Consider the following 18,450-nt stretch of genomic DNA (forward strand, 5'->3'; position numbering starts at 1 on the left):
ATTTTCCCATGATTGACAAAATTTTGGAGTTCGCTTTGCGCCAGCGCATATTTGTGCTTATCGCCGCAGTTGCGCTCATTCTTATCGGCTTATGGTCGGCGACACGCCTTCCCATTGATGCCGTTCCGGACATCACAAATGTTCAGGTTCAAATCAATACCTCTGTGCCTTCTCTTGCGCCCGAGGAAATTGAAAAATTGGTTACTTATCCAATCGAGGTGGAAATGGGCGGCATCGAAAAAATGCTCGAAGTTCGCTCCATTTCCAAATTCGGACTTTCGCAAGTAACGCTCGTGTTTCAGGAGGGCACGGATATTTACCGCGCGCGACAACTCGCCGGTGAACGATTGCAAGCCGTCCTCGAGGAGTTGCCACCGGGTGTAATACCTCGACTCGCTCCTATTACGACAGGGCTTGGCGAAATTTACCACTACACTATTCGATACAAGCCTGACTTCAAAGACGTTCCCGCAGACCCGATTGATCGTCTGCGTGAACTGAAGCTCGCACAGGATTACATCGTAAAACCATCGCTGCGCACTGTGCCTGGAGTTACAGAGGTGAATACATCAGGCGGGTATGAGAAGCAAATCGTCATCACGCCCGATGCCGGAAAACTCACGAGTGTAGGACTTACAATTGGTGAAATCTCGGATATAATTGCAGAGAATGTCTCAAACGCCGGAGGCTCTGTTGTTGAGAAAGGCGGCGAAGCCGTGACGGTGCGCTCTGTGGGTCGCGTGCAGACAACGGAAGAAATTGCCGATTTGCCATTAAAGTTCTCAGGGGCGCGCACTGGCATTCTGCGCATCAAAGATGTTGCCGGGGTCGCTATTGGCTCAGGCGTGCGAACCGGCTCGGCGACGCGTGATGGTGAAGAAACCGTGCTCGGCTCGGCGCTTATGCTCATCGGCGAAAACAGCCGCATAATATCAAGTCGCGTGCATGACCGTATAGAGGAACTACAATCGAAACTTCCTGCGGGAATGGAAATCGACACCGTGTATAATCGCACGGATTTGGTAAACTCCACCATTCGCACCGTTGAAAAAAATCTTTTTGAAGGTGCAATTTTGGTGATCGTCGTTCTCATCGCCCTTTTGGGCAACTGGCGCGCCGCGCTGATCGTAGCTACGGCAATTCCGCTCTCAATGCTCTTCGCGATGACAGGAATGGTTCGTTACGGCGTCTCTGGAAATTTGATGAGTCTCGGAGCCGTAGATTTTGGGCTAATTGTAGACGGAGCTGTTGTCATGGCGGAAAACGTCGTGCGAATGCTCGCCCACAAGCAGCATGAATGTGGGCGATTGCTTACCGCAAAGGAACGCCTGCAAACCGTGCTCTCTGCATGCAAACAAGTGGGGCGTCCGACAGTCTTTGGCGTCGCCATCATTACCATCGTTTATCTGCCTATTTTTTCCCTCACAGGCACCGAGGGGAAAATGTTCACACCGATGGCGTTTACTGTGGTGTTTGCTCTCGTCGGCGCACTCTTACTCGCGCTCACGCTTGTTCCGGTTCTCTGCTCGTTTTTCATGAGCGCCAAAGTAAGCGAAGGCGATAACATTGCCATACGTTTTGCAAAACGGGTTTATCGCCCGATACTTCATTTGAGCCTGCGCCTGCGGTGGATTGTCGCCACCGTCGCCATTGCCGTATTTGCGTTTTCTGCATGGGTGTTCACACATCTCGGCGCTGAATTTATTCCTCAGTTGGATGAAGGTTCTTTAGCCGCGCAGATGATTCGGACGACCAGCATCGGCCTTAATGCCTCGTTGGACATGCAGACCGCTGCGGAAAAGCTCATGCTAGAAAAATTTCCGGAGGTTACACATACTTTCGCGCGTGTAGGCACATCTGAAGTCGCCACCGACCCGATGGGTGTAAATGTCGGCGACAGCTACATCATGCTCAAACCGCCAGCGGAATGGCGGAAAGTCAATGGACGCACCATCACCAAGGATGAACTGACGGATATGATGTCGAAGGAGCTATCCGTCCACTTCCCCGGACAAAGCTACCTCTTTTCACAACCCATCGAATTGCGTTTCAACGAACTGCTTTCCGGCAGTCGGGCCGACATTGCTATCAAGGTTTTCGGCGATGATTATGAAACGCTCGAAAAAGTTGCGGGAGAGGTTCGTGAAATTGTCGAAAAAATTCCCGGTGCGGCCGATGTAGAATTTGACGCGGCAGGAAAAGCGCCAGTGCTCCAAGCTGTCATGAATCGCGCGGCGATGTCGCGCTATAATGTCCATGCCAGCGAAGTGAACAAAGTTATAGAGACAGCGTTTGCTGGTGCCGAAGCTGGAGTTGTCGTTGATGGTAATCGGCGATATCCGATCGTCACACGACTTACGGAACGGGCGCGCCGCGATTTTGAAAACGTGGCAACGCTTCCAGTGAAAACGGCGGACGGAAACCTCATCACGCTCGGACAAGTCGCCGATGTAAGCGTCACAGAAAGCGTAAATACAATCTCGCGTGAGGCATTCCAGCGGCGCATGGCGATACAGGTGAACTTGCGTGGGCGCGACGTGCAAAGTTTTGTCGAGGAAGCGCGCGCAAAAATTACCGAAAATGTCAAAATACCCGAAGGCTATTTTGTCGAATACGGAGGCGCCTTCAAAAATCTGCAAGAAGCGCGCGCACGACTTGCCATTGTCGTGCCGGCGGCACTCGCGCTTATATTTCTGCTAATCTTTTTGGCGTTCGGAAGTGTGAGACAGGCGCTTATAGTATATACTGGCATCCCTCTGGCTGTCACTGGTGGCATATTCGCATTATGGATGCGAGGGCTGCCGTTCTCCATTTCGGCTGCGGTTGGATTTATCGCGCTCTCAGGCGTCGCCGTGCTCAACGGCGTGATGATGATTTCTTTTATAAATCAACTGCGTGAAGAGGGGCGAAAAGTGCGTGATGCCGTAATTGAAGGCGCGCTCACACGCCTGCGCCCCGTTCTTATGACGGCGCTTGTTGCAGCTCTCGGCTTTGTCCCGATGGCGCTTGCCACAGGCCCCGGAGCGGAAGTGCAGCGTCCCATCGCGACAGTCGTAATCGGAGGCATCATCACGGCTACATTCCTCACGCTTGTTTTGCTACCCACGCTTTACTGCTGGCTCGAGCGGGATAATGCGAAACCCAAAGAGAAAAATTCCTGAGAGCGATCACAACCAACAACCAAAACAAAAAATATGAAAACAACCCGTATCATAATACTCACAGCCATCTGCGCAGTGGCTTCCATCACTGCGCTTATTGCCAAGCCTATCGCCGGTCCCAAAGGCGGACGCATTGTGACCCAAACGTCCCCTCATGTGGAGTTCCTCGTCGGGAAAGATCGTATAGTCACCGTCTCCTTTTACGACGACGCATTAAAATCAACACCCATTGCAAACCGAATAGTGACTGCCATCGCAGAGGCTAAATCGGGCAAGACGAGACTTGATTTCATCGAAAAGGATGGCGCTCTCGTTTCGGGCAAACCGCTCCCTGATGGCGATGGTTATACCATTGTTCTACAAGTGCGTGATTCCGATGGCGCACGCCCCAAAAACTATCGCATCGTTTTTCACGATGAAGTCTGCGCGGAATGCAAACGTGCCGAATATGCGTGCATTTGCGAAGGTGAAGATGCGCACAAACACTGAAAGGAGGGTTTATGAAAAACATAGTTGCATTCATTCGCCCATCAAAGGAAGACGCTGTGCGTCAGGCACTGCACGAGATGCCAGGCGTCACCGGAGCGACCTTTTCTGATGTGCGTGGCTTCGGACGCGGGCGCGGTCATGACCAAAGCGCAAGCTCTCGTGATGAAGCTCTTGTAGGCACACTCCGAAAGGTCCGCATCGACCTTATGGTTCCCGATAAGCACGCAGATTCAATCGCGCTTGGGATTGCTGTGGCAGCCCGAACAGGAAACCGGGGGGATGGAAAAGTATATATTCTGTCCGCTGAAAAAGCATTGCGGATAAGCACCGGTGAAACTGGTGCCATCGCAGTGTGATGAAACGAAAAACAATCGAAGCACTAACCAGCCATGCCACAATCACACTCCACGCACGATAGTTCCTCGCAGCATACCGACGCAGGCACCCTCAACCATGAAGAAAAATCCAACCGCCTTGAAACAGCCAGTCTCTTAATTTCAGGTGTCTTGGTTGCAATATCACTTGCAAACTTATGGGGAAATGTATTGCCGGAAATCGCGAAGGAAATTTTTGCGTTTACTGCAATACTTGCGGGTGGCTGGTTCTTGCTTCCGAAAGCATGGAATGCAGTTTGCCGATTGCGACCCGACATTAACTTGCTCGTCGTCATCGCAGCAATCGGGGCGAGCATCATTGGTGAGTGGCTGGAAGCATCCGCAGTAGTATTCCTGTTTGGCGTCGCGGAATGGCTTGAAGGTTGGGCTGACCGTCGTGCGAAGCGAGCCACCGAGGCACTGCTTGAACTCGCGCCCAAGACCACTCTTGCGCGCCGCGATGGAGTATTTGTCGAAATACCGGTGGAGCAAGTCACCGCAGGGGAAGTAATCGCGGTCAAATCAGGAATGGGCATTCCGCTGGATGGTGAAATTATCACAGGGGAATCCGCTGTCAACCAAGCGCCTATTACTGGCGAATCAGTGCCCGTGGATAAAAAGCTGGGCGACCCTGTCTTTGCCGGAACAATCAACGGAGAAGGTTCGCTTGAAATCAAGGTCACCAAACCTGCCGCAGATACAACGCTCGCGCGCATAATCCGTCTTGTTGCGGAAGCACAGGAACAAAAAGCACCGACGCAGCGGTTCGTGGATACTTTTGCCAAGTATTATACGCCCGCGGTCACACTTGCCGCGTTGCTCATCTTTCTTATGCCACCGCTCTTAATGGGCGGCGGTTGGAGTGTTTGGCTCTATCGTGCCTGTGTGTTGCTCATCATCGCATGCCCCTGCGCATTGGTGATTTCCACACCGGTCGGAATCGTCGCAGGACTCACCGCGCTCGCCCGACGTGGTGTGCTCGTAAAAGGTGGCGAACATCTTGAAACGATTGCCAAGTTACGTGCGCTGGCAGTCGATAAAACCGGCACAATCACCGAAGGAAAACCTCGCGTGCTCTCGATTGAATGTATCACTGCAAAATCCGAGACAGAAGTGCTCTACATCGCCGCTGGAATCGATGACCACTCTCCTCATCCGATTGCCAAGGCAATTGTCACCTATGCCAAGGAGCATGCTGTTGCTTTCACACGTGCGGCAAATTACCAGTCACACAGTGGTCGAGGCGCGGAAGGATATATAGATACGCATCCCTATTTTGTTGGTAATCATCGCTTCGCACACGAGCTTGGCCTTTGCACATCCTCGCTTGAAGTAACGCTAAGAAACTATGAGGCCAAGGGACAATCTGTTGTTATTGTCGGACACAGGCCGAATGACACATGTGCTGGCAAGATTCTTGGCGTAATCGCCGTGGGCGATAGCCTGCGTCCAAACGCACGAACTGCCGTGGCGAATCTCCGAGCAGCAGGCATCGAACATATTGTAATGCTCAGCGGCGATAATCAGCACGCTGCAGATTACGTCGCAAAAGAAGCCGGTATAGACGAAGCACGTGGCGACCTGTTGCCCGACGACAAGGTGTGCGCCATCAAAATACTGAGAGATGCTTACGAAAGTGTCGGCATGGTAGGTGATGGTGTGAACGACGCTCCGGCAATGGCCACTGCAAACATTGGCATCGCGATGGGTGCGGCAGGCACCGACGCTGCAATCGAAACTTCCGATATCACACTCATGCAGGATGATCTTGGTAAAATTGCCGAGACAATCCGCATCGGACGACGAACTCTTTCTATCGTTTATTTCAATATCGCTTTCGCGCTCAGTCTCAAGGCACTTTTCCTCATTCTGACAGTGCTCGGCTACGCCAATCTCTGGCTGGCTGTCTTAGCTGACACAGGCGCAACACTCCTAGTTGTCGCGAATTCACTGCGACTTTTGAAGGTGTCCACCAAATGACTACGGACACCTCCGAGTAAAACGGCACTGATCGGCGCCCGCATCACTTTTGCCTCAAACAAACGGCAAAAATAAAAACAACAATACAAATACATATATAATCATGAAACCCTATATAAAATACACTTGGTCACTGCTTTTTAGCATTCTCGTCGCAGGCATTCCAATCTTCGCCCAGACGGAATCAGCAGACGATTCATATGCGACACCCAAGACTGCTGGAGCGAACTTGAGTCTGGAAGGAGGCATTGCAGTCATGTGGGGCAATCCCGGTGTCGAAGGCACGCAGACATTTGTCGGAGCCATGGCCGCGTTTGGCTGGAGAATAAACGAACGCAACAAGATTCAAATCGAAGCAGGCGCGCTCAAGGCAAATGACGGCGGCGGGCACAATTATTATACACCCGGAAGCAATAACACCGACCTTGATTATTTTGCTGTTCCGCTGCTCGCCTCATACAGTTTTTACATTCCACTCGGAACGCAAAAACGCTGGGAAGTTCGGGTCGGTCCAGCGGCCGGTCTATATATGATGAAAGTCGATGCCGGTGCTCCGCACAATAGCGGTTCGCGCCATGTGAAAAGCAACGACACAGATAGCACCTTTGCATACGGTGCCGGAACCGGCGTAACGTGGCACATTTCAAAGCATCTATATCTCGACGCAGGCTACCGGTATCTGCGCACTGGTGAAACCGATTACACCCTTTTTGATCGCAAGGTTAAATTCGACGCTATGGACACGCACACGTTGAACGTCTCTGTTGGTTGGAAATTCTAGGCCGCTCGCACATAGAACAAAAGCGATTCTCTCTAGTGGCGGCATCAGTCAAATATCATGATTACGTGCCGCCATTGTGAGAGATTCATACGAAGAAAATGTCCCTGACTCAACATAACACTCCGCAACGCATCGGTATTATCGCAGGCATTGGCCTGTATCCGGTAGAACTTGCGAAATTATTAAAAAATAAAAATTACGAAATATATTGCGCGGCAATACGTGATCATGCACTTCCTGAAATCGCGAAATATTGTGTCGAATACCAACCGATGGGGCTGGGACAATTCGGCAAAGCCATCCGCTTTTTCAAAAAGCATAATATCACCTCAGTCACAATGGCCGGTGGTGTTAAGAAACGCCTACTATTTTCCGCAGATTTTTTATGGAAACATTTTCCTGATTTCTATACCGCCCGGATTTTTTCCCAGCACATTCTCTCCAAGCAAAAATCGCAAGGTAATGACTCGCTTTTGATGCGATGTGTCGAGGCATTTGAATTACAAGGAATCCACATCACAGCAGCAACAGATTATGCCCCTGAGCTTATCATGAAACAAACCACCCTTACAAAAAGACGGCCATCCTCAAGCGAATGGAAAGATATTCAATACGGCTGGAAAGTCGCTCGCGAAATTGGACGTCTTGACATTGGTCAAAGCGTGGCGGTTAAGAATCAATCCATCATTGCGGTGGAAGCACTGGAAGGCACTGACGGCTGCATTAGCAGAGCAGGTTCCCTTTGTCCATCTGGTGGGTTTACCATTATAAAGATAGGAAAACCAAATCAAGACATGCGATTTGATGTTCCCTATTTTGGAGTGGAAACGCTCAAGAATCTTGTCGCCTCGGGTGCCTGCGTTCTGGCAATGGAAGCAGGCAAAACTGTTACGGTCGAAGCTCAGGAGTGCGCCGATTTTGCCGACAAGAACGATCTGTGCGTAGTTTTCGTTGAAGATGGCACTGCGCAAATGGCCGATTAGTCTGAAAATTAGCTATTTAAGCAAAACCATAATGCAGTCATGTTGGCACCTTGCAGCGCTTGTGAACATGCATATAATATATCGCGCTTTTATTTTGAAAAACCGCGTTTTTGTCCAATACGCAAAAATGATTTTCAGATACAAAGTGACCATCGCTTCATATCAGAGCGGTAGCCGCATTCCGATATGTTTCCCCAAAAAACAACTCATGGTAAACAGATCGACGCACATGTGCATAAACCATGTGTTAATGGTAAACCCGGTGGATTTTCATCCGCACTCGCATACCACCGGTTCAGGGAAATCGAAATATGCTGTAACCGGCAGCCAACTTGTTTTTTACCAGAACAAAAGAATGCACATCACAAATTTTTTCTCTTGCTCGAAGATAACATCAAAACAGAAATCACATGGGAGTTTTCATCTTATAGGGAACATTGCCAAGTAATCGGGCAGCATCTTATTTTCGTTGAGTCAGGGATCAGACATTCATTAAAATGGGAAAAAGCGGCATCATTTATTTGCCTCCTGTTGCATGATGAACTTTTCACCCAAATGACCCATGATTCAACTTGGCGTGGGATACAGATTAGGGAATGTAATGAGCTAGAAAAAGGAGACCTTCTTATTTGGTATCTAGCCTATATTCTCCAAAAAATAATAAAATCCGAATTGTCGGACGAACCAACTATATTCATTGAGGCTATTTGCATCATATTAGCGAATCAACTGTTCAAAAAGACGCAAACTGATAAGCAGCCATTATTGGTAAGCACAGGATTGAGTTCAGAACAGTTGCGCATTGTGCGCAGTTACATACATGACCACCTTTGTGAAACCGTGCTGGTGCCTCATTTGGCGGAGATCATCGACATGAGTAAGGATCATTTCACGCGTCTCTTCAAAAATACAATGGGTGTCACTCCCCACCGATACATTCTTTTGAAACGACTCCAACTGGCTCAATCGCTCATAGTCGAGGGAAAGATGCGATTGTCTGAAATTGCGCTTGCAGTCGGCTTTTGCGATCAAAGTCACTTGTCGCGCAATTTTCGCAAATTCTGCGCTGAACTCTCAAAGCAGGGAGATGATGGCCAGATATTGGGCTAACGGGACGGTGAGGCCAACAATCCATTTGCCGCACGATCTTGCAGAAAACGCTCCACGGCCCCGCGCATGGGACGCGCGCCTAGTGTTTTGTGGCACCCTTCCCGCAAGATCGTCTCCAAGTCTGCCGGAGTGACCGTGATAATGTGCCCAAGTTTATGCAAACGGGCGCATTCTCCCGCGATCATGGCCTCGCAGATTTCGCGTTGCACATCGTAACTCAGACGGGAGAACACAATTTTTTCAGTCATACGGCCCACAAGTTCAGGCCGGAGCTGTTGCCCCACCCGCGCGAGCACAGTGCGCTCAATACTCGCAAAGGGGGCGGACTGCATTCGCATCGCTTCCCCCGCGCCTATGTTTGAGGTGAAAACGACATAGAACCGCGAGAGGTTTTTCCGTTCTCCAGTGGCGAGTGTGATGCTCGCATCATCGAGGATTTGCAGGAAAAGATCGAGCACGAGTGGATGCGCCTTTTCCACTTCATCGAAAAGCAACGTGCCGCAATCCGCCTTTGCAAGCGAGCGGCCGAGCAACCCAATATCACCGACTTTTTCACCAATGAGTTTTTCAACAGACGATTGATTTTGATACTCCGACATATCGAAACGAACGGGTTTCATCCCGTTGAAAAGATAATCGGTGAAGGCATTTGTAATTTCTGTTTTTCCAACACCGGTCGGGCCGACGAACAAAAACGAGCCTTTGGGACGCCCCGGATGCGCAAGGCCGAGTTCGCCCCTCCGCAACACGGATTCGACACGTCCAATAACATGCGATTGTCCCTTGATGTGCTCGTGAAGATGCGCGCCGAGGTTGCGGAGTTGTTCGCGGCGTTGGCTGAACCAATCGACGCCGATGTTTGCACAGGCAGGCAGGGATGTATTCATGGAGAAAAAATCTTAGCGAAACCACTCGCACACGCGCCCATCGGCTTCACGCGGCGGAAGCACCACACGGCGAAATCCCGATTCACAGTGTTGCACCACAGCCTGAAACTTCCGCAGCCGGCGAAACTCATGTGGTTCGATATAATATTTTTCCTCCTCGGAAAACGAGGTCGTGCGCTTGCCCGCCGAATAGCCATAGGTGCGTTTCTTGTATTTCTTTTTGCCGAGCGTGTCGGCGGCGATTTTTGCCGATTCCTCATCGGCGGCCTTGAACATGATGCGGTTTGCCATGTTCGCGATGAACACCTTTGCCTTTTTCTCATCGCCAATCGGCGGAATGAGCGATGTGTAGCTTTGCGTCGCGGCCACGACGGTTGCCCTGGCTTCACGCATCACATCCACAACATTGTAATCGCTCGTGCCGTCATGATTCGCGGTCACGATCTTTTGCGCTTCATCCGCCCATAAAACGAGCAAGTTGTCTCCGGCGCGTTCCTTCGAGGGTCGGTCGAAACGCAGCAGCACATGCGAATAAAACACGAGCTTGAGAAGTGTGTGGATATACCGGCGTTCAGTTTTGAAGCGTTGTGGAATCGAAACGCATATCACTTTCCCCCGGTCGATTTCTGAAAAGGAGAAGGTCGATTTTTTCGGACAAAACACCTCCGCAATATCAAGCGGCGTGAAGTGTTTCAGCCGATTGGCAAGCGTGCCGCGCACACCGCCAAGTTGTTCGATGGGCTGGCTGGCAATTTGCGTTTCGTAATGAGTAAGCAACTCGCGCGCTTCCGGCGTGTTTTTATTGTCCAACATTCCGACAATTTCCCTCATCATCACATCCGACGAGAGCAATTCGTAAGCATTATCGAGCGTGACGGGCATCCCGACGCACGCCAGCGCTTGAAATGCAAAGCTCATCTGAATTTCCGCCTGTGTCTTGAAAAACGTCTGGTCGCCATCCTGCCCGAGCGACGCGGCCACATCGCAAACATCCTTGGCCTTTGCCGAAAAAGGCAGGCGGGCATCCTCAAGATAATTAAACGTGTGTGGCGGCTCCCAATCGGCGGGCGCGCTGTCCGGTCGCACTTGCAGCAAAATCAAATCGTCCTCGCGCCCGAGGTGCTTGAACATCGCCGAGAGTGTTTCCCAATAGAGTCCCTTGTCGTCGATGCAGATGCCGCCCCAACGCGGACAGTTTCGCGAAACCTGCCAGAGCATCGCATTGATCGCCGAAAGCGTCTTGCCGCTTCCCGTTTCGCCGGTGACGAGCCACCCGCGACAAAAGTCATTCTGCGACCAAGAAAACCCGCCCAGCGTCAAAATCGGTTTCGCACGCGGGCGACTGCGCACCGCCAGCACTCCGCACACCATCTGCCAGACGGCAAATAAGCCGAACCCCGTCGACATCGCCATCGCGACATACGAAGGCACTCCGACTCGCAGCGCACCCCAAGCGCATACGAGACTCACAGCGACAAGAAGCAAGTGTAACGGCATAATGGCAAAGATGGTGCGCTCTTACGGTGTAAGAGTGCATCCATGTCGCAAGCATGCCAGTTTCCATCATCCTTGGCTTGGACATTCCCGCGATTTTTGAGAACAAAAACGGGAAAACATAATTTTCCAAGTTACCCGAGCCACTACCGAGTAAAAGTGCCAAGAAAAGGAATTTTGCAGTGGAACTTAGCCCGACAACCTACATAACTTGTTGACTCCATGGACATCGAAACAACCAACGCCGTAAAGCTGTTTTTTCCAAATCCCTCATTGGTTCAGGTGTTTTTTGAATCAGTCGCAAACTCATTGGATGCGAACGCCTCTGAAATCTCAATTAACATCGAAATCCAAAGATTCTCGGCACCAGACACGCTTAAAATAACCATTAGCGATAATGGAGACGGTTTTACGAACGAAAGTTTCGAACGGTTTGCCCGTCTTTTGAAGCCACAAGACGCATTCCACAAGGGGCTTGGTCGATTGTTATTCCTAAAGTATTTTGCACGCATTGAGGTCAACAGTGTGTGGGGAGATAATAGGCGTCAGTTTACGTTCTCAGAAGCGTTTCGCGACGAGAGTAAATTGGAGAAACTGGAGAAAATTCAGTCAAATACGACTACACTCGTTTTCACTAACTTTATAGGTGAAAGACTTAAATCTTATGATGACATAAAACCGGGCGCGCTAAAAACTCGAATCATTGAACAATTTTTGCCGACGTTGCATGAGCGCAGGCGCACTCAACGTCCGTTTTTAATTAAAATCAGCCTCCAAACCGAAGAAAGTAACACACAAAAAGAGTTTTTCTCTGATGATGAAACAATCACAGCAGATGACCTACCTGAACTTCAATCTGTCAGTATTGAAGACCCACTCCTTGATGCATATGAAGGCGTGGAAATGTGGTTTCGAGTAAAGGCAGGAATGGGGGAGCGCACACTTTTGACCGCAGTGAGTATAGATGGCCGCACTATTCCCATTAAACTGTTGCAACCTCATGCCGTGCCTCCCGACCATTCGGGCATTTTTCTTTTTGTGTCCCAACTTTTCAAAGGTGCTGCGGATACCTCACGGCAAAAATTGATATTACCGGACAATATATCCGAGCCTGATCTATTAAGTGTATTACGTCGTGAAGTCGGGAAAATATTTACAGAGAAAATTCCACAAATAGCCGAAAAAAACGAAGAAGCTAAAAACCAATTTGAGAAACAATTTCCCCATTTGCTCGGCCTTTTCGAAGAAAATACTGTTGGACTTATCAACAAGGATGAGGCGCTCGACATCGCTCAAAGCAAGTTTTTCAAAGCCCAAAAAGAAGTTTTACAGTGTGAGGAGCTAACCGACTCTACATTTGAAAAATCATTGGAGCTATCGTCGCGCTCTTTGACAGAATATATTTTATACAGAGACAAGATAATTCGAAAATTCAAGGACATGTCCGGCGACAACTCCGAAGCGGAAATTCACAATCTTATTGTCCCGCGTTATCAAGAGTTCGAAGAGAGTGACTTGATACGGGACGTTTACAGCAATAACGCATGGCTTTTGGATGATAAGTTTATGAGCTTCCGCACCATTCTTAGCGAAGCGCGCATGGATTCCGTAATAGGGGCTATTACGCTTAATGAGGAAGCGACCAAAGACGAAGGACGTCCCGATATAGCCATGATTTTTTCCGCTGATCCAGCGGTAGAAGCCTCCGTTGATGTCGTTGTTGTCGAAATTAAGAAAAAAACCGACGACGAGAAGGAAAACGAATACGCAATTAATCAGTTGTTAGACCGCGCGGTAAAACTTGCCGCCCACTGTCCAAATATACAGCGCATATGGTATTATGCTGTTATTCAGGTTAATGACACTATGGCGACTCGGCTTGAGCAGCGAAAGTGGGCGCCGCTCTTTTCCCGAGGGAAAGTTTATTACCAGGAGTTTCCCACAAAGCGTCCAAATGGCTCGGTTGTTCCTACACCAACATTTGTCATGTCATTCGATGCCATCGTTGCCGACGCCGAATGTAGGAACCACACATTTCTAGAAATCCTTCGACATGGGATGAAAAAGTTTGCTGATTCAAATACACAATCACCGACAAGTGAAAAACGGGATGAGGACTAAATTTTGCTTTAGCTAAAATTGCTTTTGCGCTTCGTCTTTGGAAGCGTTGACGAACTCCTTGAACTCGGGGTTATATTTTTCTTCTATTTTTTTCATACTTGTCGGTCGAATCACTCGAATTGCCGGCTCTTTTCGCGTCCAATTGAACTTGATTGGGCCGGGTTTTATGAGGTCAGTTTCAGTTTCTGCGGAAGCATCCCAAATTTGTTGTATTTTTCTTTCCAACGCTTCTTTTGCCAACAGGTATGTATTACTGTATTTTTTTCCGCCCTCTCTCGGTTTTCCGAGCATCTGATTTAATTGTTTTTGAGCTGTTTCTTGTGCCGCTTGCTCAGTTGGCGCGCGAAATAGACGCCCTTGATACGAGTGCAGCTGCGCATCACGTATAAATTGAATATCAAGACGCCAACCACCTTCTTCTTCCGAGAAAGCAGCTATTGCGCTCAACTGTAAGCCATCCTTAACAGCCTTAACGACATCTTCTTTTTTTGCGATTTTAGCTTCAACGTATTGCATGGATTGTTAGATTACCTTCTGAATCAGTGGAATAAAGAGAAATTGACTTACAATTACCATCGTTTGTTTGGATGACGGGTGACAAGTGTGGATTTATGCCAAGGGTCCATAAAGCAATTTCAACCCTTTATCCTACAACTTGTTGACAGATATTTCTAAAACTCTTGCCGTTTTGCCAGCAATCTCAACATCAAGGTATTTCTCTGATATTTCGCATAACGCGTGAAGAGCCATTTCTTCGATAGCGCCAATAATGTTGATGAGGTTATACCCGTGCACAATTACTTCATGGCGCAGGAAGACGAGATTCAAGCGTTCGCATTTGTCTGATGTGCCAATAAATGTGGCAGATGGACTAAACCCGATACCCTGAAAACAAGCCCACGGGAGAACCCAGCATTGTTTGTCCAATTTCATGACTCGCAGAAACACTGGTGGAGATGCCGTTGGCGTTGAGGCCGGGGTGGTGATTGAGAGCGTGTCAGAGATACCGTTTGGTTTATTAGCTGCGTTGCTTACAGCATGCGCCATACGGCGACGCTCGATTTCTTCTCGAAGGCTCATGGTCGTATTCCTCTGTTTGTTGTATGGTTTTGTTGTTGTTGCGGAGGCGGCACCCACTGTCTGACTGACTCATGCAAGCGTTGTCGCGCTTGCAGTGACAATCGGTGTTGATGCTCCTCCATAAGTCTTTCGCGCATTCGCTCGACCGTCGCATCGTCCGGCTTGATCGACAGCGCCAGTTCGCGGTCGGATTCGCGCTCGATGTTAAGGCGCAACGCTTCCTTGTCGCCGGTGAACACGACGACTTTCCGCCGCGCACGCGAGATGCCGACATACCATTGGTGCCGATTTATCGGCGTTTGCTCGGCGTCATGCGAAACGAGCACGGTATCGACGGTTTTTCCCTGCGATGCATACGAAGTCACTGCGTATCCCGGCACGAACATTCGCTGCTCCGCGGAGAGTGTTTTTATCGTTCCCTCGTCGTCTCGAACCCGGATGCTTTTGTCTTTTAACACACGACATATCGTCACCAGTTCGCCGTTCCTAACCGCCTTTCCTTCGATTGAGTCTCCATTAAATTTCATCAGCAGCCGATCCCCACGCGCCAACTCTTGTTGCCGCGTCTTCACGACCACAAATCTGTCCGCATAGCGGTAGCTTATGGTCGTGGTTCTTCCGTCTTTTCCCAAGGCCACGCCGCGCTCGTCGGCGCCGGCGACCTCGTAACAATCACCACGCTTGAATCGCCCGTAATCACGCACGAAGAAAACTCGCGCATCCGGCGTGTAATACCGTGCGTCGCACTTTTGCGCCTCGCTCAAATCAGTCGATTGCCAGGACATGACCGGCACGCCTTCGCCCAGCTTTCCGGTTTCCCGCAAGCGGGAGCGAATCGCGTCGTTGGCCGCGCGCACTTCATCCCAAGTTTGGGCAACGGCGAGCACCTTTTCCTTGCGGGCAAGCGCATCGCAATACTCGCGCGCCAGTTCCGCCATGCGATCTTCGACATCGAGTTCGCGCACGCAGCCGAGCGCGTCCAGTTTGTCGAACGAATCCACCAAACGACCTTCCGCCGCCGCTTTCACCGCCGCGCGGTATTTTCGGACAAACGCCTTTTCTTCCCTCGACTGCACGGTTTGCGGGTCTTGGCGGCGAATCGCGCCCAGACGCACCGTTTGCAAACTCGTATGCTCCTCAATCGCACGCAACGCATCGGATGCCGCAACCGCGCCTTGCTGCCGGATGTCACCCGACAAAATCAATCGCCCGCCGCAAGCCTGCACTCGCTCAATCAACGCGCGCATGTCGCGTCCGCCGACTTGCCCCGCCTCATCGACAATCACGACCGCGCCACGCGGCAAACGGGCGTTCGCGCCGACCGCGAGCAACCGCGCGAGCGTGTCCGCCGAGGCCAGCCCGTCGCGCCGTAAATCTGCCGCTTGCTGATGTTGCGGCGCGATCACGACGACCGGATGCCGCGCCGCTTCCAATCCCCGCACGACTTCTCGCAGCGCAAAGCTTTTTCCCGTGCCCGCGCCGCCCTGAAAAACCGTGATAAAATCGCGGCTGCGCAAAATGCGCGAAACCGCCGCGCGTTGCTCCGCCGAAAGTGACGGTGCGGGTTGATGCGCCGCATTGAACGCGGCGTGATTTCGCACCCCGTTTTGAGCGGCAAGCACAATGGACAATTCGCAAGAAAGCGCATCCCGCGAGGTCAGCTTGCGCGACTGCGCATCGCGGATGTATCCGCGTTCCGCCACGTTTTTTTCCAAGTCCGCCAGCGCAAAATTTTCACCGCGCCCGCGCTCCAAAACTGACGACATCAACTCGTAGTCACCGACGACCGAACGCCGTTCAAACAGGTGAGCATCCGCCCATTCAACTAATTGGGGCAGCCCGCATTTTCCCACGGATGTTTCCGGCAGCGGCGGCGGCAGCTTTGGCGGCCCGATTTTCGCAAGCGCGGCACGCTCGGGTTCCGGCATCTCCGCAGCCCAATGAGGCCGCAGTTGCTCCGCCGGCATGTTCTTGATTTTCCGACGCCGCTTGTCATGCGCGACTTGCTCGCGCAGCGCTTTTTCGTTGCCGCGCAATCCTTCTGTTTCGATTCGTTTTTTCGTCTCCGCGTCGATCTGTTGATGCCGTTTGGAAAAGCGGTCGATCACGCTTTGCGGCACCCCTTGGATTTCAAATCCCGTCGGCGTGTTGGTGATGTCATAGCCGAGTTGCCGGAGCCCTTTTGCCAGTTCGTGATAATACAAATTTTCCGCGAATTTTTGCGCCCGATACATGCCCGTCGCGTGAAGCGCCTTCCACTTTTCCTCGGCAAAATCATAGGTCGCGTTGAAGACCACGCAGTGCGTGTGCAAATGGGGGTCGAGTTCCCGGCTCGTGTCATGCCGGAACATCGCGGCGGCGACTCCGCCGGTGACGCGCTCGCTATTCGCGCCGCCTTTGCGCACGCGCGTCTCTGCAAACTTTTCCAGTTCATCCATCATCACACGGGTCGCGTGATCGTGGAGCGCAATAATGCGGGCATCTTGATACAACGCGACCACCGAAACCGACTTCGGCGGACTGATCGTGAAGTCATAAAACACGCGGCGATTCGACACGGTGTGCTCGCCATCCCGGCGCGTCGTATTGTGCCGCATCGTCAGGCGCTGGCCCGTGTCGGGATGGATACCCTGGCACATCGAGAGAAACTTTTCCTCGGTGACAACGCCCTCCAAATCGAGCATCGACGCGGCGATGCCACGCCACTGACCGGCGACCACATGACCGTCCATGTAATAATCTCCAACGGCCAGATGCTCGCGAAAATATCCCAGCGCATTGGCGAGATTCAACTGCGGCTTCGGACTCAGCATGACGATACCTCCCATGCGACCGGCGCGAAACAAATCGGGACATGCCGCGCGCACTCGAAACGCACTTGCGTTTTTTGTGAGCAGGACGCCTCTCCCCTTGCGCAAGGGCGCAATGTCTTTTTTAGGGCTTTCATTCCCGCACCATACCGGCGCATTGCGAATTAAAATAGGGGCTGGAAGGGTATCGCATTTGCCCTGATTTTGCCGTGCGCGGACGGATGTGGGAAATAAGTCGCAGCACTTTTATCCAACCGGCACGAAAGCGCGCCGCGCTCCTGCGTCCCTTGTTTCGCGACGCGCCATCGTGCAAACGCGGAGTAATTATTGCGCGAGCCAAACGCCCAAGCGGAACAGGGCGGCGGGAGGCCCGCGTTGGCTTTCCGAGAGTTCGTTGCGTTGTGCATCTGTTTCGCGCCGCCTCCCGCCGCCCTGTTCCGCAATGGCGTTTTTGGCGGCGCTGATGAACGGCGCACCTGTCTCGAAAAATAGGGGCAACCATGCCGCTTACAAGCCAATGCAAAGGAAAATAGCTCTGCCCTGATTTTCCATTATCGCACACCGTCAAGGTCGTATGCTCCTTCGTCGCATCTCCACCACGACCGCTCGGCGCACGCGCGCCAAGCGGTCTTTGACTTGGTGTGCCGCTGGGCGGGGAAATCGGGCAACAGAGGATGCCCCGGCACGACGCCGGAGACTTTCGTTGCGCGACTTCGCTTCATAAAATGACCAGCGACACCGCTCAAAAAACTAACGCTTCCGCTAAGAAATCCGAACACGAGGAAGCCCTCGAATATCTAAAGGAACAGATCAAACCTGGAGACACCGTTTACACGATACTTCGGCACGTCAGCAAATCGGGGATGAGCCGCCTTATCGACCTCTACCTTGTGAAAGGAAACCAACCCTTCCGAATCACATGGAGCACGGCCAAAGCACTCCGATACCCGTATGATCGTAGATACGACGCCGTTCGCATCGGCGGGTGTGGAACCGATGTCGGATTTTCGTCGGTTTACAATCTCGGTCACGCACTCTTCAGCGATGGCTACCAACTCAAGCACCAATGGCTTTGATGCGGCAAAAGCACGCTCCAAACATGAAGCGCGACGGCACCGCCACCGTCGCGTTTTTATTTGGGCATCCTTACGGAGCGGAACTTCTCACCTTGTGTAATGCG

General features: G+C 51.3%; 14 protein-coding genes. 9 read left to right on the plus strand and 5 right to left on the minus strand.

Annotation, left to right across the window (positions count from 1 at the left end; genetic code table 11):
• The first annotated feature begins 8 nt into the window (after window positions 1–8).
• From CKA38_RS10645 to CKA38_RS10675, 7 genes are all read left to right on the plus strand, one after another.
• On the plus strand, window positions 9–3,161 hold the full coding sequence (locus tag CKA38_RS10645) for an efflux RND transporter permease subunit (RefSeq protein WP_108825457.1): 3,153 nt from the start codon (window positions 9–11) through the stop codon (window positions 3,159–3,161).
• 33 nt (window positions 3,162–3,194) lie between these two features.
• Window positions 3,195–3,650, plus strand: coding sequence for a hypothetical protein (locus CKA38_RS10650; protein WP_108825458.1), 456 nt, complete (start codon window positions 3,195–3,197; stop codon window positions 3,648–3,650).
• 11 nt (window positions 3,651–3,661) lie between these two features.
• Complete coding sequence (locus CKA38_RS10655) at window positions 3,662–4,006, plus strand: P-II family nitrogen regulator (RefSeq protein ID WP_108825459.1); 345 nt, start codon at window positions 3,662–3,664, stop codon at window positions 4,004–4,006.
• A 33-nt stretch (window positions 4,007–4,039) separates the two neighbouring features.
• Entirely contained in the window at window positions 4,040–6,004 is a 1,965-nt protein-coding gene (locus tag CKA38_RS10660) for a heavy metal translocating P-type ATPase (protein WP_108825460.1), read from the plus strand.
• Window positions 6,005–6,107: 103 nt separating this feature from the next.
• Window positions 6,108–6,785, plus strand: a complete 678-nt coding sequence (locus CKA38_RS10665) for an outer membrane protein (protein ID WP_152032809.1) — start codon at window positions 6,108–6,110, stop codon at window positions 6,783–6,785.
• Between the two features lie 98 nt (window positions 6,786–6,883).
• Window positions 6,884–7,768, plus strand: coding sequence for an LpxI family protein (locus CKA38_RS10670; protein ID WP_108825462.1), 885 nt, complete (start codon window positions 6,884–6,886; stop codon window positions 7,766–7,768).
• Between the two features lie 186 nt (window positions 7,769–7,954).
• Entirely contained in the window at window positions 7,955–8,878 is a 924-nt protein-coding gene (locus tag CKA38_RS10675) for an AraC family transcriptional regulator (protein WP_108825463.1), read from the plus strand.
• Here the strand turns inward: CKA38_RS10675 and CKA38_RS10680 are convergent.
• Window positions 8,875–9,765: an AAA family ATPase gene (locus tag CKA38_RS10680; protein WP_108825464.1), complete on the minus strand. Its 891-nt coding sequence runs from the start codon at window positions 9,763–9,765 to the stop codon at window positions 8,875–8,877. The genes CKA38_RS10675 and CKA38_RS10680 overlap by 4 nt on opposite strands.
• A gap of 12 nt (window positions 9,766–9,777) precedes the next feature.
• Window positions 9,778–11,262 carry a type IV secretory system conjugative DNA transfer family protein gene (locus CKA38_RS10685; protein WP_108825465.1) on the minus strand — a complete coding sequence of 495 codons (1,485 nt, stop codon included), beginning with the start codon at window positions 11,260–11,262 and terminating at the stop codon, window positions 9,778–9,780.
• Window positions 11,263–11,481: 219 nt separating this feature from the next.
• Between CKA38_RS10685 and CKA38_RS10690 the strand changes: the two genes are divergently transcribed.
• Window positions 11,482–13,380, plus strand: a complete 1,899-nt coding sequence (locus CKA38_RS10690) for an ATP-binding protein (RefSeq protein WP_108825466.1) — start codon at window positions 11,482–11,484, stop codon at window positions 13,378–13,380.
• A 12-nt stretch (window positions 13,381–13,392) separates the two neighbouring features.
• Here CKA38_RS10690 and CKA38_RS15445 read toward each other — a convergent pair whose 3' ends face one another.
• The 3 genes from CKA38_RS15445 to mobF form a co-directional block, all read right to left on the minus strand.
• Window positions 13,393–13,896, minus strand: a complete 504-nt coding sequence (locus tag CKA38_RS15445; RefSeq protein ID WP_152032810.1) for a hypothetical protein — start codon at window positions 13,894–13,896, stop codon at window positions 13,393–13,395.
• Window positions 13,897–14,028: 132 nt separating this feature from the next.
• Window positions 14,029–14,460 carry a hypothetical protein gene (locus CKA38_RS15450; protein ID WP_152032811.1) on the minus strand — a complete coding sequence of 144 codons (432 nt, stop codon included), beginning with the start codon at window positions 14,458–14,460 and terminating at the stop codon, window positions 14,029–14,031.
• A complete protein-coding gene (gene mobF, locus CKA38_RS10700) occupies window positions 14,457–17,273 on the minus strand; it encodes a MobF family relaxase (protein WP_161554853.1) in 2,817 nt (938 codons plus the stop codon). The genes CKA38_RS15450 and mobF overlap by 4 nt, the downstream gene beginning before the upstream one ends.
• Before the next feature lie 722 nt (window positions 17,274–17,995).
• Here mobF and CKA38_RS10705 point away from each other — a divergent pair.
• A complete protein-coding gene (locus tag CKA38_RS10705) occupies window positions 17,996–18,346 on the plus strand; it encodes a hypothetical protein (protein WP_108825469.1) in 351 nt (116 codons plus the stop codon).
• Window positions 18,347–18,450: the final 104 nt, after the last annotated feature.

Origin of the sequence: Ereboglobus luteus (assembly GCF_003096195.1) — a bacterium.
GTDB classification, from domain to species: domain Bacteria; phylum Verrucomicrobiota; class Verrucomicrobiia; order Opitutales; family Opitutaceae; genus Ereboglobus; species Ereboglobus luteus.

Coding starts and splice junctions, on each gene's coding strand:
- CKA38_RS15445 (WP_152032810.1), bottom strand. CDS start 13,896: ATGCAATACGTTGAAGCTAAAATCGCAAAAAAAGAAGATGTCGTTAAG.
- CKA38_RS10675 (WP_108825463.1), top strand. CDS start 7,955: ATGTTTCCCCAAAAAACAACTCATGGTAAACAGATCGACGCACATGTG.
- CKA38_RS10665 (WP_152032809.1), top strand. CDS start 6,108: ATGAAACCCTATATAAAATACACTTGGTCACTGCTTTTTAGCATTCTC.
- CKA38_RS10655 (WP_108825459.1), top strand. CDS start 3,662: ATGAAAAACATAGTTGCATTCATTCGCCCATCAAAGGAAGACGCTGTG.
- CKA38_RS10660 (WP_108825460.1), top strand. CDS start 4,040: ATGCCACAATCACACTCCACGCACGATAGTTCCTCGCAGCATACCGAC.
- CKA38_RS10650 (WP_108825458.1), top strand. CDS start 3,195: ATGAAAACAACCCGTATCATAATACTCACAGCCATCTGCGCAGTGGCT.
- CKA38_RS10645 (WP_108825457.1), top strand. CDS start 9: ATGATTGACAAAATTTTGGAGTTCGCTTTGCGCCAGCGCATATTTGTG.
- mobF (WP_161554853.1), bottom strand. CDS start 17,273: ATGCTGAGTCCGAAGCCGCAGTTGAATCTCGCCAATGCGCTGGGATAT.
- CKA38_RS10705 (WP_108825469.1), top strand. CDS start 17,996: ATGACCAGCGACACCGCTCAAAAAACTAACGCTTCCGCTAAGAAATCC.
- CKA38_RS10680 (WP_108825464.1), bottom strand. CDS start 9,765: ATGAATACATCCCTGCCTGCCTGTGCAAACATCGGCGTCGATTGGTTC.
- CKA38_RS15450 (WP_152032811.1), bottom strand. CDS start 14,460: ATGAGCCTTCGAGAAGAAATCGAGCGTCGCCGTATGGCGCATGCTGTA.
- CKA38_RS10685 (WP_108825465.1), bottom strand. CDS start 11,262: ATGCCGTTACACTTGCTTCTTGTCGCTGTGAGTCTCGTATGCGCTTGG.
- CKA38_RS10690 (WP_108825466.1), top strand. CDS start 11,482: ATGGACATCGAAACAACCAACGCCGTAAAGCTGTTTTTTCCAAATCCC.
- CKA38_RS10670 (WP_108825462.1), top strand. CDS start 6,884: ATGTCCCTGACTCAACATAACACTCCGCAACGCATCGGTATTATCGCA.